Source organism: Mesorhizobium sp. WSM1497 (assembly GCF_001672455.2).
Lineage (GTDB): Bacteria > Pseudomonadota > Alphaproteobacteria > Rhizobiales > Rhizobiaceae > Mesorhizobium > Mesorhizobium ciceri.
Map to the genome: position 1 here is coordinate 906,149 of NZ_CP021070.1, position 15,255 is coordinate 921,403.

At 63.7% G+C, this 15,255-nt stretch carries 19 protein-coding genes; 9 read left to right on the forward strand and 10 right to left on the reverse strand.

Going from position 1 to position 15,255, the window contains the following annotated elements:
• Positions 1 to 792 (forward strand): ATP-binding cassette domain-containing protein, encoded by a 792-nt coding sequence (locus tag A9K65_RS04400; protein WP_064992677.1) that lies wholly within the window; start codon positions 1 to 3, stop codon positions 790 to 792.
• Between the two features lie 190 nt (positions 793 to 982).
• Here the strand turns inward: A9K65_RS04400 and A9K65_RS35595 are convergent, their stop codons facing one another.
• Entirely contained in the window at positions 983 to 1,168 is a 186-nt protein-coding gene (locus A9K65_RS35595; protein ID WP_024502222.1) for a hypothetical protein, read from the reverse strand.
• A gap of 309 nt (positions 1,169 to 1,477) precedes the next feature.
• Between A9K65_RS35595 and A9K65_RS04410 the strand changes: the two genes are divergently transcribed.
• From A9K65_RS04410 to A9K65_RS04430, 4 genes are all read left to right on the forward strand, one after another.
• Complete coding sequence (locus A9K65_RS04410; RefSeq protein WP_013528714.1) at positions 1,478 to 1,837, forward strand: septal ring lytic transglycosylase RlpA family protein; 360 nt, start codon at positions 1,478 to 1,480, stop codon at positions 1,835 to 1,837.
• 231 nt (positions 1,838 to 2,068) lie between these two features.
• Complete coding sequence (locus tag A9K65_RS04415) at positions 2,069 to 3,346, forward strand: polyhydroxyalkanoate depolymerase (RefSeq protein WP_013528715.1); 1,278 nt, start codon at positions 2,069 to 2,071, stop codon at positions 3,344 to 3,346.
• A 234-nt stretch (positions 3,347 to 3,580) separates the two neighbouring features.
• Positions 3,581 to 4,198, forward strand: coding sequence for a transglutaminase-like cysteine peptidase (locus A9K65_RS04425; RefSeq protein ID WP_063173424.1), 618 nt, complete (start codon positions 3,581 to 3,583; stop codon positions 4,196 to 4,198).
• 350 nt (positions 4,199 to 4,548) lie between these two features.
• Positions 4,549 to 4,782: a hypothetical protein gene (locus A9K65_RS04430; RefSeq protein WP_013528718.1), complete on the forward strand. Its 234-nt coding sequence runs from the start codon at positions 4,549 to 4,551 to the stop codon at positions 4,780 to 4,782.
• 84 nt (positions 4,783 to 4,866) lie between these two features.
• Here A9K65_RS04430 and A9K65_RS04435 read toward each other — a convergent pair whose 3' ends face one another.
• The 4 genes from A9K65_RS04435 to A9K65_RS04450 are packed head-to-tail and all read right to left on the reverse strand — an operon-like array spanning position 4,867 to position 7,617.
• Entirely contained in the window at positions 4,867 to 5,235 is a 369-nt protein-coding gene (locus A9K65_RS04435; RefSeq protein ID WP_013528719.1) for a helix-turn-helix transcriptional regulator, read from the reverse strand.
• Positions 5,236 to 5,245: 10 nt separating this feature from the next.
• Positions 5,246 to 5,776 (reverse strand): Smr/MutS family protein, encoded by a 531-nt coding sequence (locus A9K65_RS04440; protein ID WP_024502221.1) that lies wholly within the window; start codon positions 5,774 to 5,776, stop codon positions 5,246 to 5,248.
• Entirely contained in the window at positions 5,773 to 6,888 is a 1,116-nt protein-coding gene (locus tag A9K65_RS04445; RefSeq protein ID WP_064992676.1) for a murein transglycosylase A, read from the reverse strand. Before A9K65_RS04445 ends, A9K65_RS04440 begins: the two co-directional genes overlap by 4 nt.
• Positions 6,889 to 6,909: 21 nt before the next feature.
• Positions 6,910 to 7,617, reverse strand: a complete 708-nt coding sequence (locus A9K65_RS04450) for a Tim44/TimA family putative adaptor protein (protein ID WP_027161247.1) — start codon at positions 7,615 to 7,617, stop codon at positions 6,910 to 6,912.
• Between the two features lie 217 nt (positions 7,618 to 7,834).
• Here A9K65_RS04450 and A9K65_RS04455 point away from each other — a divergent pair, with 217 nt between their 5' ends.
• On the forward strand, positions 7,835 to 8,335 hold the full coding sequence (locus A9K65_RS04455; RefSeq protein ID WP_082826715.1) for an FxsA family protein: 501 nt from the start codon (positions 7,835 to 7,837) through the stop codon (positions 8,333 to 8,335).
• A gap of 130 nt (positions 8,336 to 8,465) precedes the next feature.
• On the forward strand, positions 8,466 to 8,966 hold the full coding sequence (secB, locus tag A9K65_RS04460; protein WP_013528724.1) for a protein-export chaperone SecB: 501 nt from the start codon (positions 8,466 to 8,468) through the stop codon (positions 8,964 to 8,966).
• A 121-nt stretch (positions 8,967 to 9,087) separates the two neighbouring features.
• Here secB and dnaQ read toward each other — a convergent pair whose 3' ends face one another.
• The 5 genes from dnaQ to A9K65_RS04490 form a co-directional block, all read right to left on the reverse strand.
• On the reverse strand, positions 9,088 to 9,789 hold the full coding sequence (gene dnaQ, locus A9K65_RS04465) for a DNA polymerase III subunit epsilon (RefSeq protein ID WP_064992675.1): 702 nt from the start codon (positions 9,787 to 9,789) through the stop codon (positions 9,088 to 9,090).
• Positions 9,790 to 9,999: 210 nt separating this feature from the next.
• The gene (coaE, locus tag A9K65_RS04470) at positions 10,000 to 10,599 is read right to left on the reverse strand and encodes a dephospho-CoA kinase (RefSeq protein ID WP_064992674.1); all 600 of its coding nucleotides are present in this window, start codon (positions 10,597 to 10,599) and stop codon (positions 10,000 to 10,002) included.
• Positions 10,596 to 11,438, reverse strand: coding sequence for a shikimate dehydrogenase (locus tag A9K65_RS04475; RefSeq protein ID WP_064992673.1), 843 nt, complete (start codon positions 11,436 to 11,438; stop codon positions 10,596 to 10,598). Before A9K65_RS04475 ends, coaE begins: the two co-directional genes overlap by 4 nt.
• Complete coding sequence (locus A9K65_RS04480) at positions 11,431 to 12,030, reverse strand: Maf-like protein (protein WP_064992672.1); 600 nt, start codon at positions 12,028 to 12,030, stop codon at positions 11,431 to 11,433. The genes A9K65_RS04475 and A9K65_RS04480 overlap by 8 nt, the downstream gene beginning before the upstream one ends.
• Positions 12,031 to 12,313: 283 nt before the next feature.
• Positions 12,314 to 13,135 carry a pyruvate, water dikinase regulatory protein gene (locus tag A9K65_RS04490; RefSeq protein WP_013528729.1) on the reverse strand — a complete coding sequence of 274 codons (822 nt, stop codon included), beginning with the start codon at positions 13,133 to 13,135 and terminating at the stop codon, positions 12,314 to 12,316.
• 405 nt (positions 13,136 to 13,540) lie between these two features.
• Between A9K65_RS04490 and hemE the strand changes: the two genes are divergently transcribed.
• Positions 13,541 to 14,572: a uroporphyrinogen decarboxylase gene (hemE, locus tag A9K65_RS04495; protein ID WP_064992671.1), complete on the forward strand. Its 1,032-nt coding sequence runs from the start codon at positions 13,541 to 13,543 to the stop codon at positions 14,570 to 14,572.
• A complete protein-coding gene (hemJ, locus tag A9K65_RS04500; protein ID WP_027162833.1) occupies positions 14,572 to 15,108 on the forward strand; it encodes a protoporphyrinogen oxidase HemJ in 537 nt (178 codons plus the stop codon). Before hemE ends, hemJ begins: the two co-directional genes overlap by 1 nt.
• Positions 15,109 to 15,255: the final 147 nt, after the last annotated feature.

Consider the following 15,255-nt stretch of genomic DNA (forward strand, 5'->3'; position numbering starts at 1 on the left):
ATGACCGCCGCCAGCCTGACCGCAGCCCGTTCCTTAGTCGCCACGCCGGTGCGGCCGATCGGCTCCGTCGAAGGACAGCGGGCCTTTGCCTTCAGGCATGCCGGCAAGCGCTTCGGCGACAAGACCGTGCTCGACGGCATCGACCTGGACGTGCCGGCCGGGCAGTTCCTTGCCGTCATCGGCAAGAGCGGCTGCGGCAAGAGCACGCTGTTGCGGCTTCTGGCCGGGCTCGACCGGCCGACATCGGGATCGCTGTCCTTCGGTGTCGAAGAGGAAGGACACAGCCGCACGCGCTTCATGTTCCAGGAGCCACGGCTCCTGCCCTGGGCCAGCGTGGTGAAAAACGTCGAGGTCGGGCTGACCGGCATCGCCACCGGTAGCGAAGCGAGGCACCGCGCGCTCGACATCCTCGGCGAGGTCGGGCTTGCCGACCGGGCCGACGAATGGCCTTCGGTGCTGTCCGGAGGTCAGAAGCAGCGCGTGGCGCTGGCCCGCGCGCTGGTCGGCCACCCGCAGATCCTGGCTCTCGACGAGCCGCTCGGCGCACTCGACGCCCTGACCCGCATCGAGATGCAGCAGCTTCTGGAACGCATCTGGATCGCGCAGAAGTTCACGGCCGTGCTGGTCACGCATGATGTCGCCGAAGCGGTCGCGCTCGCCGACCGGGTCGTGGTGATCAGCGAAGGCCGGATCGCGCTCGATCTGGATGTGCCCGTGGAACGGCCGCGCCGTCGCGGTTCGGTGGAGCTGGCCCGGCTGGAGGGCAAGATTCTGGATCGGCTGTTCGGGTAGGGCTGTCGGGGGCAGGGCCCTGGAGGACCGCCTTCCCCCACTCCGTCGCTGCTTCGCAGCGCCACCTCTCCCCCCCTCCGGAGGGAGAGGAAAGGAGCCAAGGTCGGCGAGCTCGCGCTTTTCCTCTCCCCCGTCGATCGGGGGAGAGGTGGCCCGAAGGGCCGGAGTGGGGGTCGACCTTTCATCGAGCTCACCCGCTTGACCGGTTCGCCCACACCAACCCGATCAGCCCGACCAGCATGGTGACGACGCCGATATAGAGCCATTGCGACTGGCCGGTCATGAAGCTGCCGCCGACAACGCCGATGCCTTGCAGCGACCACAGCGCGCCGACGGCAAGCACAATCAACGCCAGCAGATTTTTGGTCAGCCTCATTGCCGGATCTCCCTTTTGAAGTCGATTGGTTGCAGCATCGGGACCGCGATAAAAGAGCCAAAGGAAGTGGCCCGGCCGCGCCGAGCTCTACTTGGATATTAATGTTCGATCTTGTCAAACGGATGCCCGATAGCAACACAAAGATCATCGTTGATTGATCATCGCGTGCCGGAAAATCCCTGACAGACTGTTACCCAGCGACTCCAAACGTGTGCCATTGCCACGGAACCGCCAGATCACTGCCGCATTTCCCGCCTTATTTGGCACCTAACGGCTGGGGTCTGTCAAAAACGGAGCCATCCCCCAAATATGAAGAACCCAAAACAGACCGCGATTGTCGCGGTAACGATCGCTGCTGGCCTGATGGTCGGCGCTTCTTCGGCGACCGCCGCCGCCCAGTGCGGCCGCGCCTCGTGGTACGCCCTGCACTCCAGAACCGCCTCGGGCGAGCGCATGAACCCGTCGGCGATGACCGCCGCGCATCGCACCTTGCCTTTCGGCACCAAGCTCAGGGTGACCAACAAGAACAACGGCCGCAGCGTCGTCGTGCGCATCAACGATCGCGGTCCGTTCATCAAGGGACGCGTGCTCGACCTGTCGAAGGGCGCGGCCGGCCAACTCGGCTTCATCGGCTCCGGCCACACTTCCGTGTGCATGGCGCGCGTCTAGAGCTTCCTGTGTCCGGCAAGGGCCGGACACACTACCTACACATTTCGCAGCCGCACACTGAGCCGGCTGGCGCCGTTCGGCCCCGATTTCCATGGCCTTGAACCAAAGAAGCATTGGTCACGCAGCGTGACGTATTGCATCGCAGCAATTAGTTGTTAACTTCCCCGCGAGACATTTAGGCTCGGCGCTGCTCGTCGTCCCTTCGGTCGCAGGCAGCAGCGGGGTTTCTCGATGTTCTACCAGCTCTATGAGATGAACCACGCCGCCCTGCAGCCGGCGCGCCTCTATGCCGACGCGGTGCGCATGTTCTACTCCAATCCGCTCAATCCGTTTTCCCACACGCAATGGGGCCGTTCGATCGCGGCGACGGCCGAACTGTTCGAGCGCACCACGCGCCGCTACGGCAAGCCGGCCTTCGGCCTGAGCAAGACCGTAGTCGACTGGAAGAGCGTCGAGGTCGCCGAGAAGACCGTCTGGTCGAAGCCGTTCTGCAATCTCGTGCGCTTCGAGCGCGCTGTCCCCGCCGGGCGCAAGCCCGATCCGAAGCTTCTGATCGTGGCGCCGATGTCGGGCCATTATGCGACGCTGCTGCGCGGCACGGTGGAAGCGATGCTGCCCTATGCCGACGTGCACATCACCGATTGGGTCGATGCCCGCATGGTGCCGCTTGCCGACGGCCAATTCGATCTCGACGACTACATCGACTATGTCATCGACATGCTGCACACGCTGGGGCCGGACACGCATGTGATGGCGGTGTGCCAGCCTTCCGTGCCGGTGCTGGCCGCCGTGGCGCTGATGGAATCCAAGGGCGACCCGTTCGTGCCCTCGACGATGACCTTGATGGGCGGGCCTATCGACACGCGCAGCAACCCGACCGCGGTCAATCTGCTGGCGCAGGAAAAAGGCATCGACTGGTTCCGCGACAATGTCGTGATGCATGCGCCGTGGCCGGTGCCAGGCTTCGGCCGCGAGGTCTATCCAGGCTTCCTGCAGCTGTCCGGCTTCATGAGCATGAACCTCGATCGCCACATCATCGCCCACAAGGACTTCTTCATGCATCTGGTGAAGCATGATGGCGACAATGCCGAGAAGCACCGCGATTTCTACGACGAGTATCTGGCGGTCATGGACCTGACGGCCGAATTCTACCTGCAGACCGTCGACACCGTCTTCGTGCGGCAGGCCTTGCCAAAGGGCGAGATGACGCATCGCGGCACCAGGATCGATCCGTCGGCGATCCGCAACGTCGCGCTGTTCACGGTCGAAGGCGAGAACGACGACATATCAGGCCTTGGCCAGACCAAGGCGGCGCATGATCTTTGCCCCAATATCCCGGCTGAGCGGCACGCCCACTACATGCAGCCGGCGGTCGGCCATTACGGCGTGTTCAACGGTTCTCGCTTCCGCTCCGAAATCGTCCCGCGCATCGTCGACTTCATCACCAGCTATGGCCGCCAGGAGCGTGTCGCGGTGAAGCCGAAGCTGGTCCGCGCCGCCAAGAGATAATGCACGTCGTCCAAAATTGCGGGTTTTGGGACGATGATTTGCATAAAACCAAGCTTAACGGCGACAAACCGTGCGATTGACCGGTAAAAGCCGGCCGGCTGGCTGATTCTGTTGCACAAGTGCCGCTGTCCAGCCCCTCGGGTAACCATGCCGACAATCCGACCGTCGTCGTAATTGACACGGACTGTAAATCCCCCTTAACCTTTCGTTAATAACAAAGGGTGAGCGGGGACAATGATTTCCTCATCGATGGCGCGACGGCTGCGCGTGTATGTGGCGGCCGGGCTGGCAATGACGGCGGGCTGGGTGGCACCGGCCTTGGCGGGTGGAGCGATGGCGACCGGGGGGCTCACCTCGCAGCCGATCGGCCACTATGATTTCTGCAAGCTGCATCCGGGCGAGTGCTCGATCCGCCCGGCCAATCTGGCGCCGGCTCCGATGACCGACGCGCTGATGCGCAAGCTTCTCAATGTCACCGCCAGGGTCAACGCCGCCGTCAAGCCGATGAGCGACATGGACATCTACGGCAAGGACGAGGTCTGGGCCTATCCCGACAAGGGCGTCGGCGATTGCGAGGACTATGTGCTGGAAAAGCGGCGCCAGCTTTCGCGCATGAGCATCTCGCTTGCCGATCTTCTGATCACTGTCGTGCGCAAGCCCGACGGCGAGGGCCACGCCGTGCTGACGGTGCGCACCGACGACGGCGACTATGTGCTCGACAATCTGACCGACAAGGTCAAGCCATGGGACGCGACCGGCTACCGCTTCCTCAAGCGGCAGGCGATCGACAACACCGGCCGCTGGGTCTCGATCCGCGGTGGCCAGCAAGTTCTGGTCGGCGCGGTTCAGTAGGCACTGGCAACGGCGGCTTCCCTAGGGGCGGCATCCAACGCTTCGTCATCACAGGGCTGAGCAGGAGCGAAGCTCCGTCGCGAAGACCCCGGGATCCATGCCGTGATGCCGATGAAGAACGCTGCGGCGCAGGAACAGGCGCCTGCAATCGTCATACCGTCATCACCAGATCTTTTGCCCCGTCGCGACGCTCGCAACTCGCGGCATGGATCCTCGGGTCTGCGCGTCCGCTCCGCCCGTGGATGACGAAATCGATGGGCCCTCCGCCAGAATTCGCATTTCTCCGTGAACCATTTCGCTCCGGCCAGCGACACACAGCCGTGAACCGAAACCAACCATGGAGACTTCAGATGACTGCTTTTCTGCGAAACACCCTTCTTGCCGCTATCGCGGTGTCGAGCATGGCCGGATCCGCCATGGCCGATCAGACCACCAGCTGTGCCAAAACCAACCTCAACGACCTCTGGGCCGGCCGCTGTTGCGGTGATGCCGGGGCGTCGGACTGCCTGGGCGGCGGAAACAATGGCCACGACCACGGCGATCATGGCCGGGGTGGGAATGGCGGCACCGCCGGCAAGAAATGATCTCACCACTGTGCCCGCCGGCGGGCCGCCGGCGGGCAGTGTCCTCGTGAGGCAGGCGAACTTGTACCGGCGCGGACCGTCAGGCTACGGCCGCTGGTTCAACGCCGCGCGGATCGATGCGGTGATGCGGCGAAGCTCGGTTTCGTCGAGTTTCTCGATGTTTTCCGCCAGCAGATTGGCGAGCTCGGTGGCGGCGGGGGAAAGACCCGACGTGTCGAGTTTTACACGCGGGTGCGAGGCCTCGGCCAGCCGCGCCAGTTCCTCGGCATCGTCCCAGATGATGTTGAAATAGCCGATGATCTTCTGGATCAGCGTCCAGGTCGGGGCGCCTCGCCTGCCATGTTCGAGCGCCGACAGATAGGCGGCGCTGACGCCGATCGCCGCCGCCATATCCTTCTGGCGGACACCGCGTTCGCTTCTCAGCGTCCGCAGCTTCTCGCCGAACGGGGTCATGCGCCCATCCTCATGAACGGACCCGCCGCAGGCGGATATAGAGCGCACCCGAACCACCATGATTGCGGGCGGCATGGTCGTGGCTGGAGACGAGCGGCCGGAAGGCAGGCGTCGACAGCCAGGCCGGCACGGCGCGCCGCAACACGCCATCGCCGCCGGAGGACGAGCCCTTGCCGGTGATGACCAGGACATAGCGGACGCCGCCGGCATGCGCCCGGTGCAGGAACGAGAACAGCAGCGAGTAGGCCTCGTCCTGCGTCATGCCGTGCAGATCGACGCGGCCCTCGATCGGCAGCCGGCCCTTCGACAATTTGTCCAGCGTCGGTTCGTCGAGGCGGTGCGTGACATGCTGCGCCTTCGGCTTGGCGGTCCCTGCGACATTGGCGACGGGCTGGGCGGGCTGCGACTGGCTTGGCTTGGCCTCGGCAGGAATTTCGGGGATGTCGACGGCAAATTTCCCCTTCAGCGGCTTGGCCGTGCGCGCCACCAGGTTCCACAGAACCCGGTCGTCCTCGCTGAGCTTGTCCGGGCGTCGGGTCATCGGACCGCACCCGCAATGAGCGCGCGCGGCACCAGCGCATAAAAATCCGCGGCATTGCGGACCACGCCGGCGATCTCGCCCGCGGCCCCGCCCGAACCGGCGAACAGGTCGCCCCGCGCCGGCCCGGTGATGGCGGAGCCAGTGTCCTGCGCGATCATCAGGCGGCGGAATGGTTTTGCGTCGAAGGCGGCGAGCGTCGGCGCGTCGATGTAAAAGGGCGTGCCGAATGTGTGCAGCAGGCGGTCGACGGCGATCGAGCGGCCCGGCGTCAGCGGCACCTTGGCGGCGGCGATCGGACCAAGGGCAACGTCCTCGACATCGGCCGGGCGGAAGAAAATGTAGGAGCGGTTCTGCCACAGGATCTCGTCGACGCGGTCCGGATGCGCCTTGAACCAGGCGCGGATCGATTGCATCGTCACTTCCGCCAGCGGGATCTCGCCAATCTCGCTCAGGACCTTGCCGGGTCCGGTGAAGCGCTGGCCGGATTTGGCGGCATAGGTGACGCGGGCAAGCCGGCCGTCGGTCATGGCGAGGCGTGCGGCACCTTGCACGTGAATGAAGAAGGCATCGACCTTGTCGGCCAACCAGGCGATTTCCAGGCCCTTGCCATCAAGCGCGCCGCGCTCGATCTCGCCACGGTCATGATATTCGACCGGCCCGTTCGGCGTCTGGCGCGCGAAAGCGAGATAGGGGTCCAGGCCCGGCGGCCGGTTTGCGTCATCGATATCGACGAGATCGGCCGGGCGCGACAGCAGCGGCACCGAAAACCGGTCCGTGCGCACCGGTGACGCCTCGACCTGCGGTTCATAGAAACCGGTGACGAGCCCATTTTCGGCAGGGATAAGCGCCGGCACAAAATGGCGCTCGAAGAAGGCGCGGGCCTCCCCGCGGGTCAAAACCGGCGACCGATTCGCCGGCGAAACGGTCCGGGCCTCGACGTAGGCATCCGCAAAGGCGTCGAAGTCGACGCCGAGCGCGCCGCTGCGATAGGGTTTGGTCAGGACATGGAAGGCCGAGCGCCGAAAGGCGGCGAAGGCCGCCGAATGGTCGTCATCGTTCCAGCCGGGCAGATCGCCGAAGGCTTTCTCGACAAAAAGAGGCGATAGCGACACCGGAGCCTCGCCGCGTATTCCCTAGTCTTCTTCCTCGGTGGCGACGAGCTTCCAGTTCGGATCGCGCGAGCGCGTGTCACGGGCGAAGGTCCAGACATCCTTGACCTCGGCGACGGTTTCCGGGTCGCCGTCGATGACGGCACCGGCCTTGTCGCGGGTCGCCGAAATCAGCTCGCTGATGATGCGCAGCGTGACATGCGCCTCGCCGCCCTTCATCTCGGCCGAGACGATATCGGCCTTGTCGATGCCGACGAAGGAGGACTGGATCTTTTCCGCCTTGGCCTCGCGCTCGCCGATGGCGGCGACAAAACCGTCATAGACCTCGCGCGACAACAGGTTCTTCAGCGTTTTGCGATCGCCGTCGGCATAGGCCATGACGATCATCTCGTAAGCCATCTTGGCGCCGTCGACGAAACCCTTCGGCTCGAAGGACGGATCATTGTCCTTGATCGTGCGCAGGCCCTTGTTGAGGTCGGTATCGGGCTTGGCGAAAGCGTCGATCGCGGCATAGGCGTCGGGAGCCGGCTCGCCTGGCGGACGCTTGCGCGGCAGCGAGACGACGTTTTCGGATTTCTGGGCGGCATCCTTGTCGCTGGTGCGAGCCGCCGAATAGGGATCGAAGGGCGGCCGTTCGCTGCCGGTGCGGCGGCCCAGCACATTGCGCAGCTGGAAAAAGATGACCACCGCCGCAATCAGGAAGAAAATCGTGCCGAAGTCGAAGAATCCCATATCTTCCGCCAATCAATCCCTGCCCGGTGGCCGGACCGTCAGGCCCAACGGCCGCGGTCGCATAGCGTTCAACATTCAAAGCATATAGAACGCAAGGCGCAATCATTCAAATCAAAGGCAGGCATACCTATCTAACAGCCTCGGTGCCAGCGGCGATTGCCAGTTGGCGGCCAAAACAATCAAAACGGTCATAACGATCGAAAAAGGTTGGCAAGACTTGCGCATTTCGTTGCTTCCCTTCTTTCTCCTTGCACTGCCGCTGCTGGAAATTGCCGGTTTCGTCATCGTCGGCCGCGAGGTCGGCGCGCTGGCGACGGTAGGCCTCGTGCTGGCCTCGAGCATCGCCGGCGTGCTTTTGCTCCGATACCAGGGTTTTGGTGTCATGGCCCGCATCCGCAACGAGATGGCCGCCGGCCAGAACCCCAGCCGCCACCTTGCGCACGGCGCCATGATCGTGGTTGCGGCAATCCTCCTGATCATCCCCGGCTTCATCACCGACATCATCGGCCTGCTGCTGTTTCTGCCGCCGTTGCGCGACTTTGCCTGGAGCCGGTTCAAGGGCCGCATTGTCGTCGCCACCGATTTCTCGACCGGCGGTTTTCGTGGCCGCCAGCGCGACAGGGTCATCGACCTCGAAGACGGCGACTATTCGCGCGAGGACGATCTGAAGCGCGGCCCGGATCACAACTCGCCGTGGCGCCGCCTGAAGGACGATTAACGCGCCGTCCCATCTCCATGCCGCAGCCGGGAAGCAAGGCGGCAAACCTTGTCTTGTCATCCCCGCCATGGTAGCGAACGCCCGATTTCAATTCGGTCAGCGACGCTGCCCAGGCAAGAGGACAAGGCTTATGGCCAGCAAAGATGACGCGCCGGTCGGCGCAGCCAACGGAAACGGCAATGCGGCGCAGCCGTCGCTCAACGTTCTGGCGCAATATGTGAAGGACCTGTCCTTCGAAAGCCCCGGCGCGCCGAATTCGCTGCGCGGCCGCGACAAGGCGCCGGGCATCGCCATCAATGTCAACGTCAACGCCAACCCGCTCTCCGACAAGCAGTTCGACGTCAATCTGACGCTCAACGCCAAGGCGTCCTTCGACCAGGAAGTGCTGTTCAATGTCGAGCTGGTCTATGGCGGCGTGTTTGCCATCGCAGGCTTTCCGCAGGAACATATGCTGCCGATCCTGTTCATCGAATGCCCGCGTCTTTTGTTCCCGTTCGCCCGCCAGATCATCGCCGAGGCAACCCGCAATGGCGGCTTCCCGCCGCTGATGCTCGACCCGATCGACTTCGCGCAGATGTTCCAGCAGAAGCTGGCGGAGGACCAGGCGTCGTCGAAGGTCCAGGTGAGCTGAGGCCTACTGTCTCGTAAGCGTTTGAAAAGCCCGGCCTCGCGCCGGGTTTTTTGTTTTGGGCGGGACGATTGAGGCGCCGGCAGGGCAGAGGGGGGCGCCAAGGATCGCCAACGGGACGATTTCAGTTCCCGAGAACCTTCAGCCACAGCGCCTTTTCACCCAGCGTCCCGACCATGCCGGCGTGCGCGGTGCGTTCGGCTTCGGTGACTCGCGGCGGCAGCGGTGCCGGGCGCTGGCTGATGATGATCTCGATCTGGCGGACATTCTCGCCCTGGGCCGGCGCGGTGGCGCTGTCGAGGATAAGGGCCGCCTGCTTGCCGCCGATCAGCTCGATATAGACCTCGGCCAGCAATTCGGAATCGAGCAGGGCGCCGTGCTTGGTGCGCTTGGTGTTGTCGATGCCGTAGCGCCGGCAGAGCGCATCGAGCGAATTAGGACCCATCGGGTGCTTGCGGCGCGCCAGCGCCAGCGTGTCGACGACGACGCCGTTGTCGATGACAGGGTGACCCAGCCGGCCGAATTCGACGTTGAGGAAGCCGACATCGAAAGTGGCGTTGTGGGCGACCAGCTTGGCGCCGTCGGTGAAGTCCAGCCACTCCTGCACGATCTCGGCAAAGGTCGGCTTGCCCGCGAGGTCCGCCGCGCTGATGCCGTGCACCGCCTGTGCCTCGGCATGGATCGCGCGGCCTTGCGGGTTGATGTAGTGGTGGAAGGTCCTGCCGGTCGGGAAACGGTTGACCAGTTCGACGCCGCCCAGCTCGATCACGCGGTCGTCGCGCGAATCGAGGCCGGTGGTTTCCGTGTCGAAGATGATCTCACGCATCGAATCAGTCGCTCCAAAGGAGCAGAATCGTGAGAGCGGAACAAAATGGCAATGAGAAACTATGATGGCCAGGGCAATCGCACAGGTTTGCGCCGCCCCTCATCGCCCTGCACCTTTCCTCTCCCCCGTCGATCGGGGGAGAGGAAAGGTGCAAAGCCGGCAGGCAGATAAGCGGCTCTCACATCGACAGCTGGCGGTCGAGCGGTGGGCTCAACCACCTGGCTTGCCAACCCCTATCAGCTGGCTGATGATTGCAGCGACCTCCGCCCGCGCGGCGTCCATCCCCTGGCCGGTGTCGACGATGAAATCGGCCTGACGGCGCTTTTCCGCGTCCGGCACCTGCTTGGCCAGGATCGACGCCAGCTTTTCCTCCGTCATGCCGGGCCGCGCCAGCACGCGCTGGCGCTGGATCTCGGCTGGCGCCGTGACGACGACGACCTTGTCGACGCGGTTGCGGCCGCCGGTTTCGAACAGCAGGGGGATGTCGAGGACGGCGATCGGCGCGCCTGATCCACGATGCCTGGCCAGAAAGGCATCGGCATCGGCGCGCACCAGCGGGTGGATGATGGTCTCCAGCCGCTTCAGCGCCGCGGCATCGCCGAGCACGCGCGCGCCAAGTTTGGCACGATCGACCATGCCAGCGGATGTGGTGCCGGGAAAGGCGGCCTCGACCAGGGGGGCTGCCTTGCCGGCATAGAGGCGATGCACCGTCTCGTCGGAATCGTGGACCGGCACGCCGGCGTCAGTGAACATCCTGGCTGTGGTCGACTTGCCCATGCCGATCGAGCCGGTGAGGCCGAGCACGATCATGGCTTCGGCACCAGATCGGCGACGATCAGGGCCCGAAGTTCGGCCGTCACCCGCGGCCTGATGCCGAACCAGCGCTCGAAGCCAGGCACGGCCTGATGCAGAAGCATGCCGAGACCGTCGACCGTCTTCAGATTTCGCGCTCGGGCGGCCGCGAGCAGCGGCGTCTCCAGCGGCACATAGACGATGTCGGTGACGATGGCATGGTCGGGCAGCCGGGCGGGATCCGCCGACAGGCCTTCATTGCCATGCATGCCGAGCGCGGTGGTGTTGACCAGCAGGCCGGCATCGCCGAGCAGTTCGTTGGTCGCCGCCATGCCATGCGCCGAGACACCGGCGCCGAAACGATCGCGCAATTCCTGCGCTCGGGCCAGAGTGCGGTTGACGATGCGGATGTCGGCAACGCCGCGCTCCTTCAGCGCGTGGATGACGGCGCGCGACGCGCCGCCGGCGCCGAGCACCACCGCCGGACCCTTGCTTGCCCAGCCCGGTGCATGATCGTCGAGGTTGGCGGCAAAGCCGTGACCGTCAGTGTTGCCGCCCCACAGGACGCCGTCCTCGAACCACAGCGTGTTGACGGCGCCGATTTCTTGCGCCGCCTGGTCGCGGCGTTCGGCCAATGCGAAGGCCGCTTCCTTGTGCGGGATGGTGATGTTGCCACCGCGGTAATTGTTTGCCTGCAATGTTTCCACGAACACGGCAAAGTCTTGCGGCGCGACATCGAGGGCCTGGTAGCTTCCGTCGATGCCATGTTTGGCCAGCCAGTGGCCATGGATCTTCGGCGAGCGCGAATGCTTGACCGGATGGCCCGACACGAAGGCTTTTTTCGACGCCTCAGCCATCGATCGCCCCCAGGTCTCGCAGTTCGGCCAGCAGCGGCAACAGCGGCAGACCGACAATGGTGAAATGATCGCCCTCGATTTTCTCGAACAATTGAATGCCTTCGCCTTCGATCTGATAGGCGCCGACACTTCCCAGCGCCTTGGCGCCGACGCGGGCGAGGTGGCGGCCGATGAAGGCGGGGTCGAGCTTGCGCATGGTCATCGAGGCTATGCCGACATGCCGCCACAAAACCTTGCCGTCGCGAACCAGCACCGCGGCGCTGTTGAGCTGATGGGTTCTCCCCGACAGCGCCAGCAAATGACGGCGGGCACCCTCCATGTCAGCCGGCTTGTGGAACACCTCGTCGCCGAGCGACAGCGTCTGGTCGCATCCCAGCACCAGGGCGCCCGGCCTGCGCTCGCTGACTTCGGTCGCCTTAGCCTCGGCCAGCACCAGGGCGACGTCCTCGGGCGAGACGCCGCTATCCTGCAAAGGCGACTCGAGCGCGCGCTCGTCGACATCGGCCGGCACCGCCTCGACATCGACGCCGGCATTGACCAGCATCGCCTTGCGGAACGGACTGCCGGAAGCGAGGATGAGTTTTTCGGTCATGTTTTTCGCCCGGTTAATCGTCGTTGACCGGCGCAATGCAGAAGGTTGCCAAAGGTTGGCGGGACAGCGCCCCCCTCTGTCCTGCCGGACATCTCCCCCTCAAGGGGGGAGATTGGATGCAACTTCGGCTTTCGCCAATTTTTAACGTTGAACAGAAAGTGCGGTCCGCGAAACCGCCGATCTCCCCCCTAGAGGGGGAGATGCCCGGCAGGGCAGAGGGGGGCGCGAAGGATCGCGGCGTTTCGGACACTGTCTCAGGCCTGCGGGTGCGGAAGGGGCTCATTTATCTATTCTTCCCCCGCAGGGCAACGATGGCCGCCGCCGTTTCCTCGATCGAGCGGCGGCTGACGTCGATCATCGGCCAGCCATGGCGCGTGCAGATCTTGCGGGCGTAGGCGAGCTCTTCGCTGATCGCCGCGCGGTCGACATAGTCTGATGCCTCATACGAGCTGCTGTTGCCGAGGATGCGGTTTTGCCGGACGTGCGAGATGCGCTCGGCGGTGGCGATCAGCCCGACGATCAGCGGCTTGCTGGCGGCAACCAGGCTTTCCGGCACCGGCACGCCGAGCACGATCGGGATGTTGGCGGTCTTGATGCCGCGGTTGGCGAGATAGATGCTGGTCGGCGTCTTCGACGTGCGAGAAATGCCGATCAGCACGACATCGGCATCGTCCATGTTGAGCGGCAGCTGGCCGTCATCATGGTCCATGGTGAAATTGAGCGCGTCGATGCGGCGGAAATATTCGGCGTCGAGAACATGCTGGGCGCCGACGCGGCGGCCGGCGGGGGTGCCGAGATAGGACTGGAACACGGTCAGCACCGGCTCCAGCACCGACACACAGGGCAGGCCCATGGCCGCGCAGCGCTCGTCGATGCCGCGCGCCAGCTTCTGGTCCACGACCGTATAGAGGATGATGCCCGGCTCTTCCTCTATGTCCTCGAACACCTTCGCCACCTGCTTTTCGGTGCGGATAAGCGGATAGATATGCTCGATGGCGCGCGCATCCTTGTATTGTGCCGAAGCCGCCCGGCCGGCGGCGAGCAGCGTTTCGCCGGTCGCGTCGGAAATCAGGTGCAGGTGGAAGAAGCTCTGGGGTTTGTTCACAGGGGGTCACCTGGGGCTGTGGGCTTCTGTGGATAAAGCGGGATGAAAAGAGGGGTCGGTCGGAGGCGACTGTATCAGATGGCAGTTTGTCCACAATTCGATGCGCTGTCAGCTTCGTCGGGCGACTGGGGACAAGTTTGGGGACGGCTTTTTTCGCCTACAGTCCGTCCACAGGACCTGCCTTTCACCGCTCCGCCTAACGCTTTGACTCGATTGATCGATTCCGACCTATCCCCAGAACCCTACATCTGGGAAAAAGAAGCACGCGACAATATGTTGGCTGGTGTTTCCCGGGGCAAAGCGGGACAGGTGGCAATCACCAGAACCAACAGACTCTTAGAATCAGAAGAATCTTAGATATAAGAATCTTTGATTATAGAAGAGGCCGGGAGAAGCGAGCGCTCGATGCCCCAGAACCGGATCATGCTGGATGTCCTGAAGGGCAAGGCTCATTTTCCGCCTCCGCTCTGGATGATGCGTCAGGCAGGGCGTTATCTGCCGGAGTATCGGGAGACACGCAGGCGAGCAGGCTCGTTCCTCGATCTCTGCTATGATCCAGACCTTGCCGTCGAAGTGACCTTGCAACCGATCGAGCGCTTCGGCTTCGATGCTTCGATCCTGTTTTCCGATATCCTTGTCGTTCCGCATGCGCTTGGCCGTGACGTCCGCTTCGAAGAGGGCAGAGGGCCGCTGCTGACGCCGATCACCGCGCCGGAGATTCTGGCTCTGGAGGGCAAGGTGTTTCACGTGAATCTCGAACCGGTCTACGAGACGGTTCGCCGGTTGCGGGCCAAATTGCCCGACGAGACAACCCTGATCGGCTTCTGCGGCGCGCCGTGGACGGTGGCGACCTACATGATTGCCGGCCATGGCACGCCCGACCAGGCGCCGGCGCGGCTTTTTGCCTATCGCGAGCCGGTGGCCTTTCAACGATTGCTGAAGGTGCTTGCCGAACATTCGGCCGCCTATCTCATCCGCCAGATCGAGGCGGGCGCGGATGTGGTGCAGATTTTCGATTCCTGGTCCGGCGTGCTGGACGATGAAACTTTCGATTTGTTCTGCGTTCAGCCGATGGCCGAGATCGTTGGCCGGGTGCGGGCGGTTTATCCCGATGTCCCGATCATCGGTTTTCCCAAGGGCGCCGGTGCGCGCTACCGGACCTATCGACAGAAGACCGGCGTAACGGCGCTGGGCATCGACTGGACGGTGCCCCTGATTGCGGCGAAGGATTTGCAGCGCTCGGGTGCGGTTCAGGGCAATCTCGATCCCTTGCGGCTCGTGGCTGGCGGCAAGGCGCTGTCGGATGGCGTCGAGGCGATCCTGGGAGCGCTGGGAGACGGGCCGCTGATCTTCAACCTCGGTCACGGCATCACGCCGGAGACGCCGATCGCCCATGTCGAGGCGATGGTGAAACAGGTGCGGAGCGCGACACGCTGATGGCTCAGATGAACAACACGAACAGCGGCGGCCAGGCGATGATGCGCATGATATCAGGTATCGCCGTGCTGATCGTTTTCACCGCGCTTTTGTATTTCGCGGCACCCGACGGTTTCTACCCCTGGGCCAAGGCGATCCATATCCTCGCCGTCATCTCGTGGATGGCGGGCATGCTCTATCTGCCGCGGCTGCTGGTCTACCACGCCGATGCCGAGAAGGGCTCGGTGCAGTCGGAAACCTTCAAGGTGATGGAGCGGCGCCTGTTGCGCGGCATCATCAACCCGGCGATGATCGTCACCTGGGTGTTCGGCCTGTGGCTTGCCTGGAAGGGTTTCGGTTTCCAGGGCGGCTGGCTTCACGCCAAGATCGGAGCGGTGCTTTTGCTGTCGGCCATGCATGGCTATCTGGCCGGCGCGGTGCGCAAATTCGCCGAGGACCGTAATGAAAAACCGGCCAGGCACTGGCGGATGGTCAACGAGATCCCCACATTGCTGATGATCGCAATCGTCATCCTGGTGGTGGTCAAGCCGTTCTGATGCATGTTGCTCAAAAACGGCCAGGAGACTGCGACAGGCATTGATGCGTTTAGGCCTTCATAGGCCATGCAAAACGCAGCTTGCTCTTTCACCCGACCGACGATAAAAGACGGGTCTTCCTTCCCGTCATGCGCCGCCCCTCGTTGT

Bases quoted from the DNA above. Each gene is read 5' to 3' on its own strand.
- A9K65_RS04400 (WP_064992677.1), top strand. From the start codon at position 1: ATGACCGCCGCCAGCCTGACCGCAGCCCGTTCCTTAGTCGCCACGCCG.
- A9K65_RS35595 (WP_024502222.1), bottom strand. From the start codon at position 1,168: ATGAGGCTGACCAAAAATCTGCTGGCGTTGATTGTGCTTGCCGTCGGC.
- A9K65_RS04410 (WP_013528714.1), top strand. From the start codon at position 1,478: ATGAAGAACCCAAAACAGACCGCGATTGTCGCGGTAACGATCGCTGCT.
- A9K65_RS04415 (WP_013528715.1), top strand. From the start codon at position 2,069: ATGTTCTACCAGCTCTATGAGATGAACCACGCCGCCCTGCAGCCGGCG.
- A9K65_RS04425 (WP_063173424.1), top strand. From the start codon at position 3,581: ATGATTTCCTCATCGATGGCGCGACGGCTGCGCGTGTATGTGGCGGCC.
- A9K65_RS04430 (WP_013528718.1), top strand. From the start codon at position 4,549: ATGACTGCTTTTCTGCGAAACACCCTTCTTGCCGCTATCGCGGTGTCG.
- A9K65_RS04435 (WP_013528719.1), bottom strand. From the start codon at position 5,235: ATGACCCCGTTCGGCGAGAAGCTGCGGACGCTGAGAAGCGAACGCGGT.
- A9K65_RS04440 (WP_024502221.1), bottom strand. From the start codon at position 5,776: ATGACCCGACGCCCGGACAAGCTCAGCGAGGACGACCGGGTTCTGTGG.
- A9K65_RS04450 (WP_027161247.1), bottom strand. From the start codon at position 7,617: ATGGGATTCTTCGACTTCGGCACGATTTTCTTCCTGATTGCGGCGGTG.
- secB (WP_013528724.1), top strand. From the start codon at position 8,466: ATGGCCAGCAAAGATGACGCGCCGGTCGGCGCAGCCAACGGAAACGGC.
- dnaQ (WP_064992675.1), bottom strand. From the start codon at position 9,789: ATGCGTGAGATCATCTTCGACACGGAAACCACCGGCCTCGATTCGCGC.
- coaE (WP_064992674.1), bottom strand. From the start codon at position 10,599: ATGATCGTGCTCGGCCTCACCGGCTCGATCGGCATGGGCAAGTCGACC.
- A9K65_RS04475 (WP_064992673.1), bottom strand. From the start codon at position 11,438: ATGGCTGAGGCGTCGAAAAAAGCCTTCGTGTCGGGCCATCCGGTCAAG.
- A9K65_RS04480 (WP_064992672.1), bottom strand. From the start codon at position 12,030: ATGACCGAAAAACTCATCCTCGCTTCCGGCAGTCCGTTCCGCAAGGCG.
- hemE (WP_064992671.1), top strand. From the start codon at position 13,541: ATGCCCCAGAACCGGATCATGCTGGATGTCCTGAAGGGCAAGGCTCAT.
- hemJ (WP_027162833.1), top strand. From the start codon at position 14,572: ATGGCTCAGATGAACAACACGAACAGCGGCGGCCAGGCGATGATGCGC.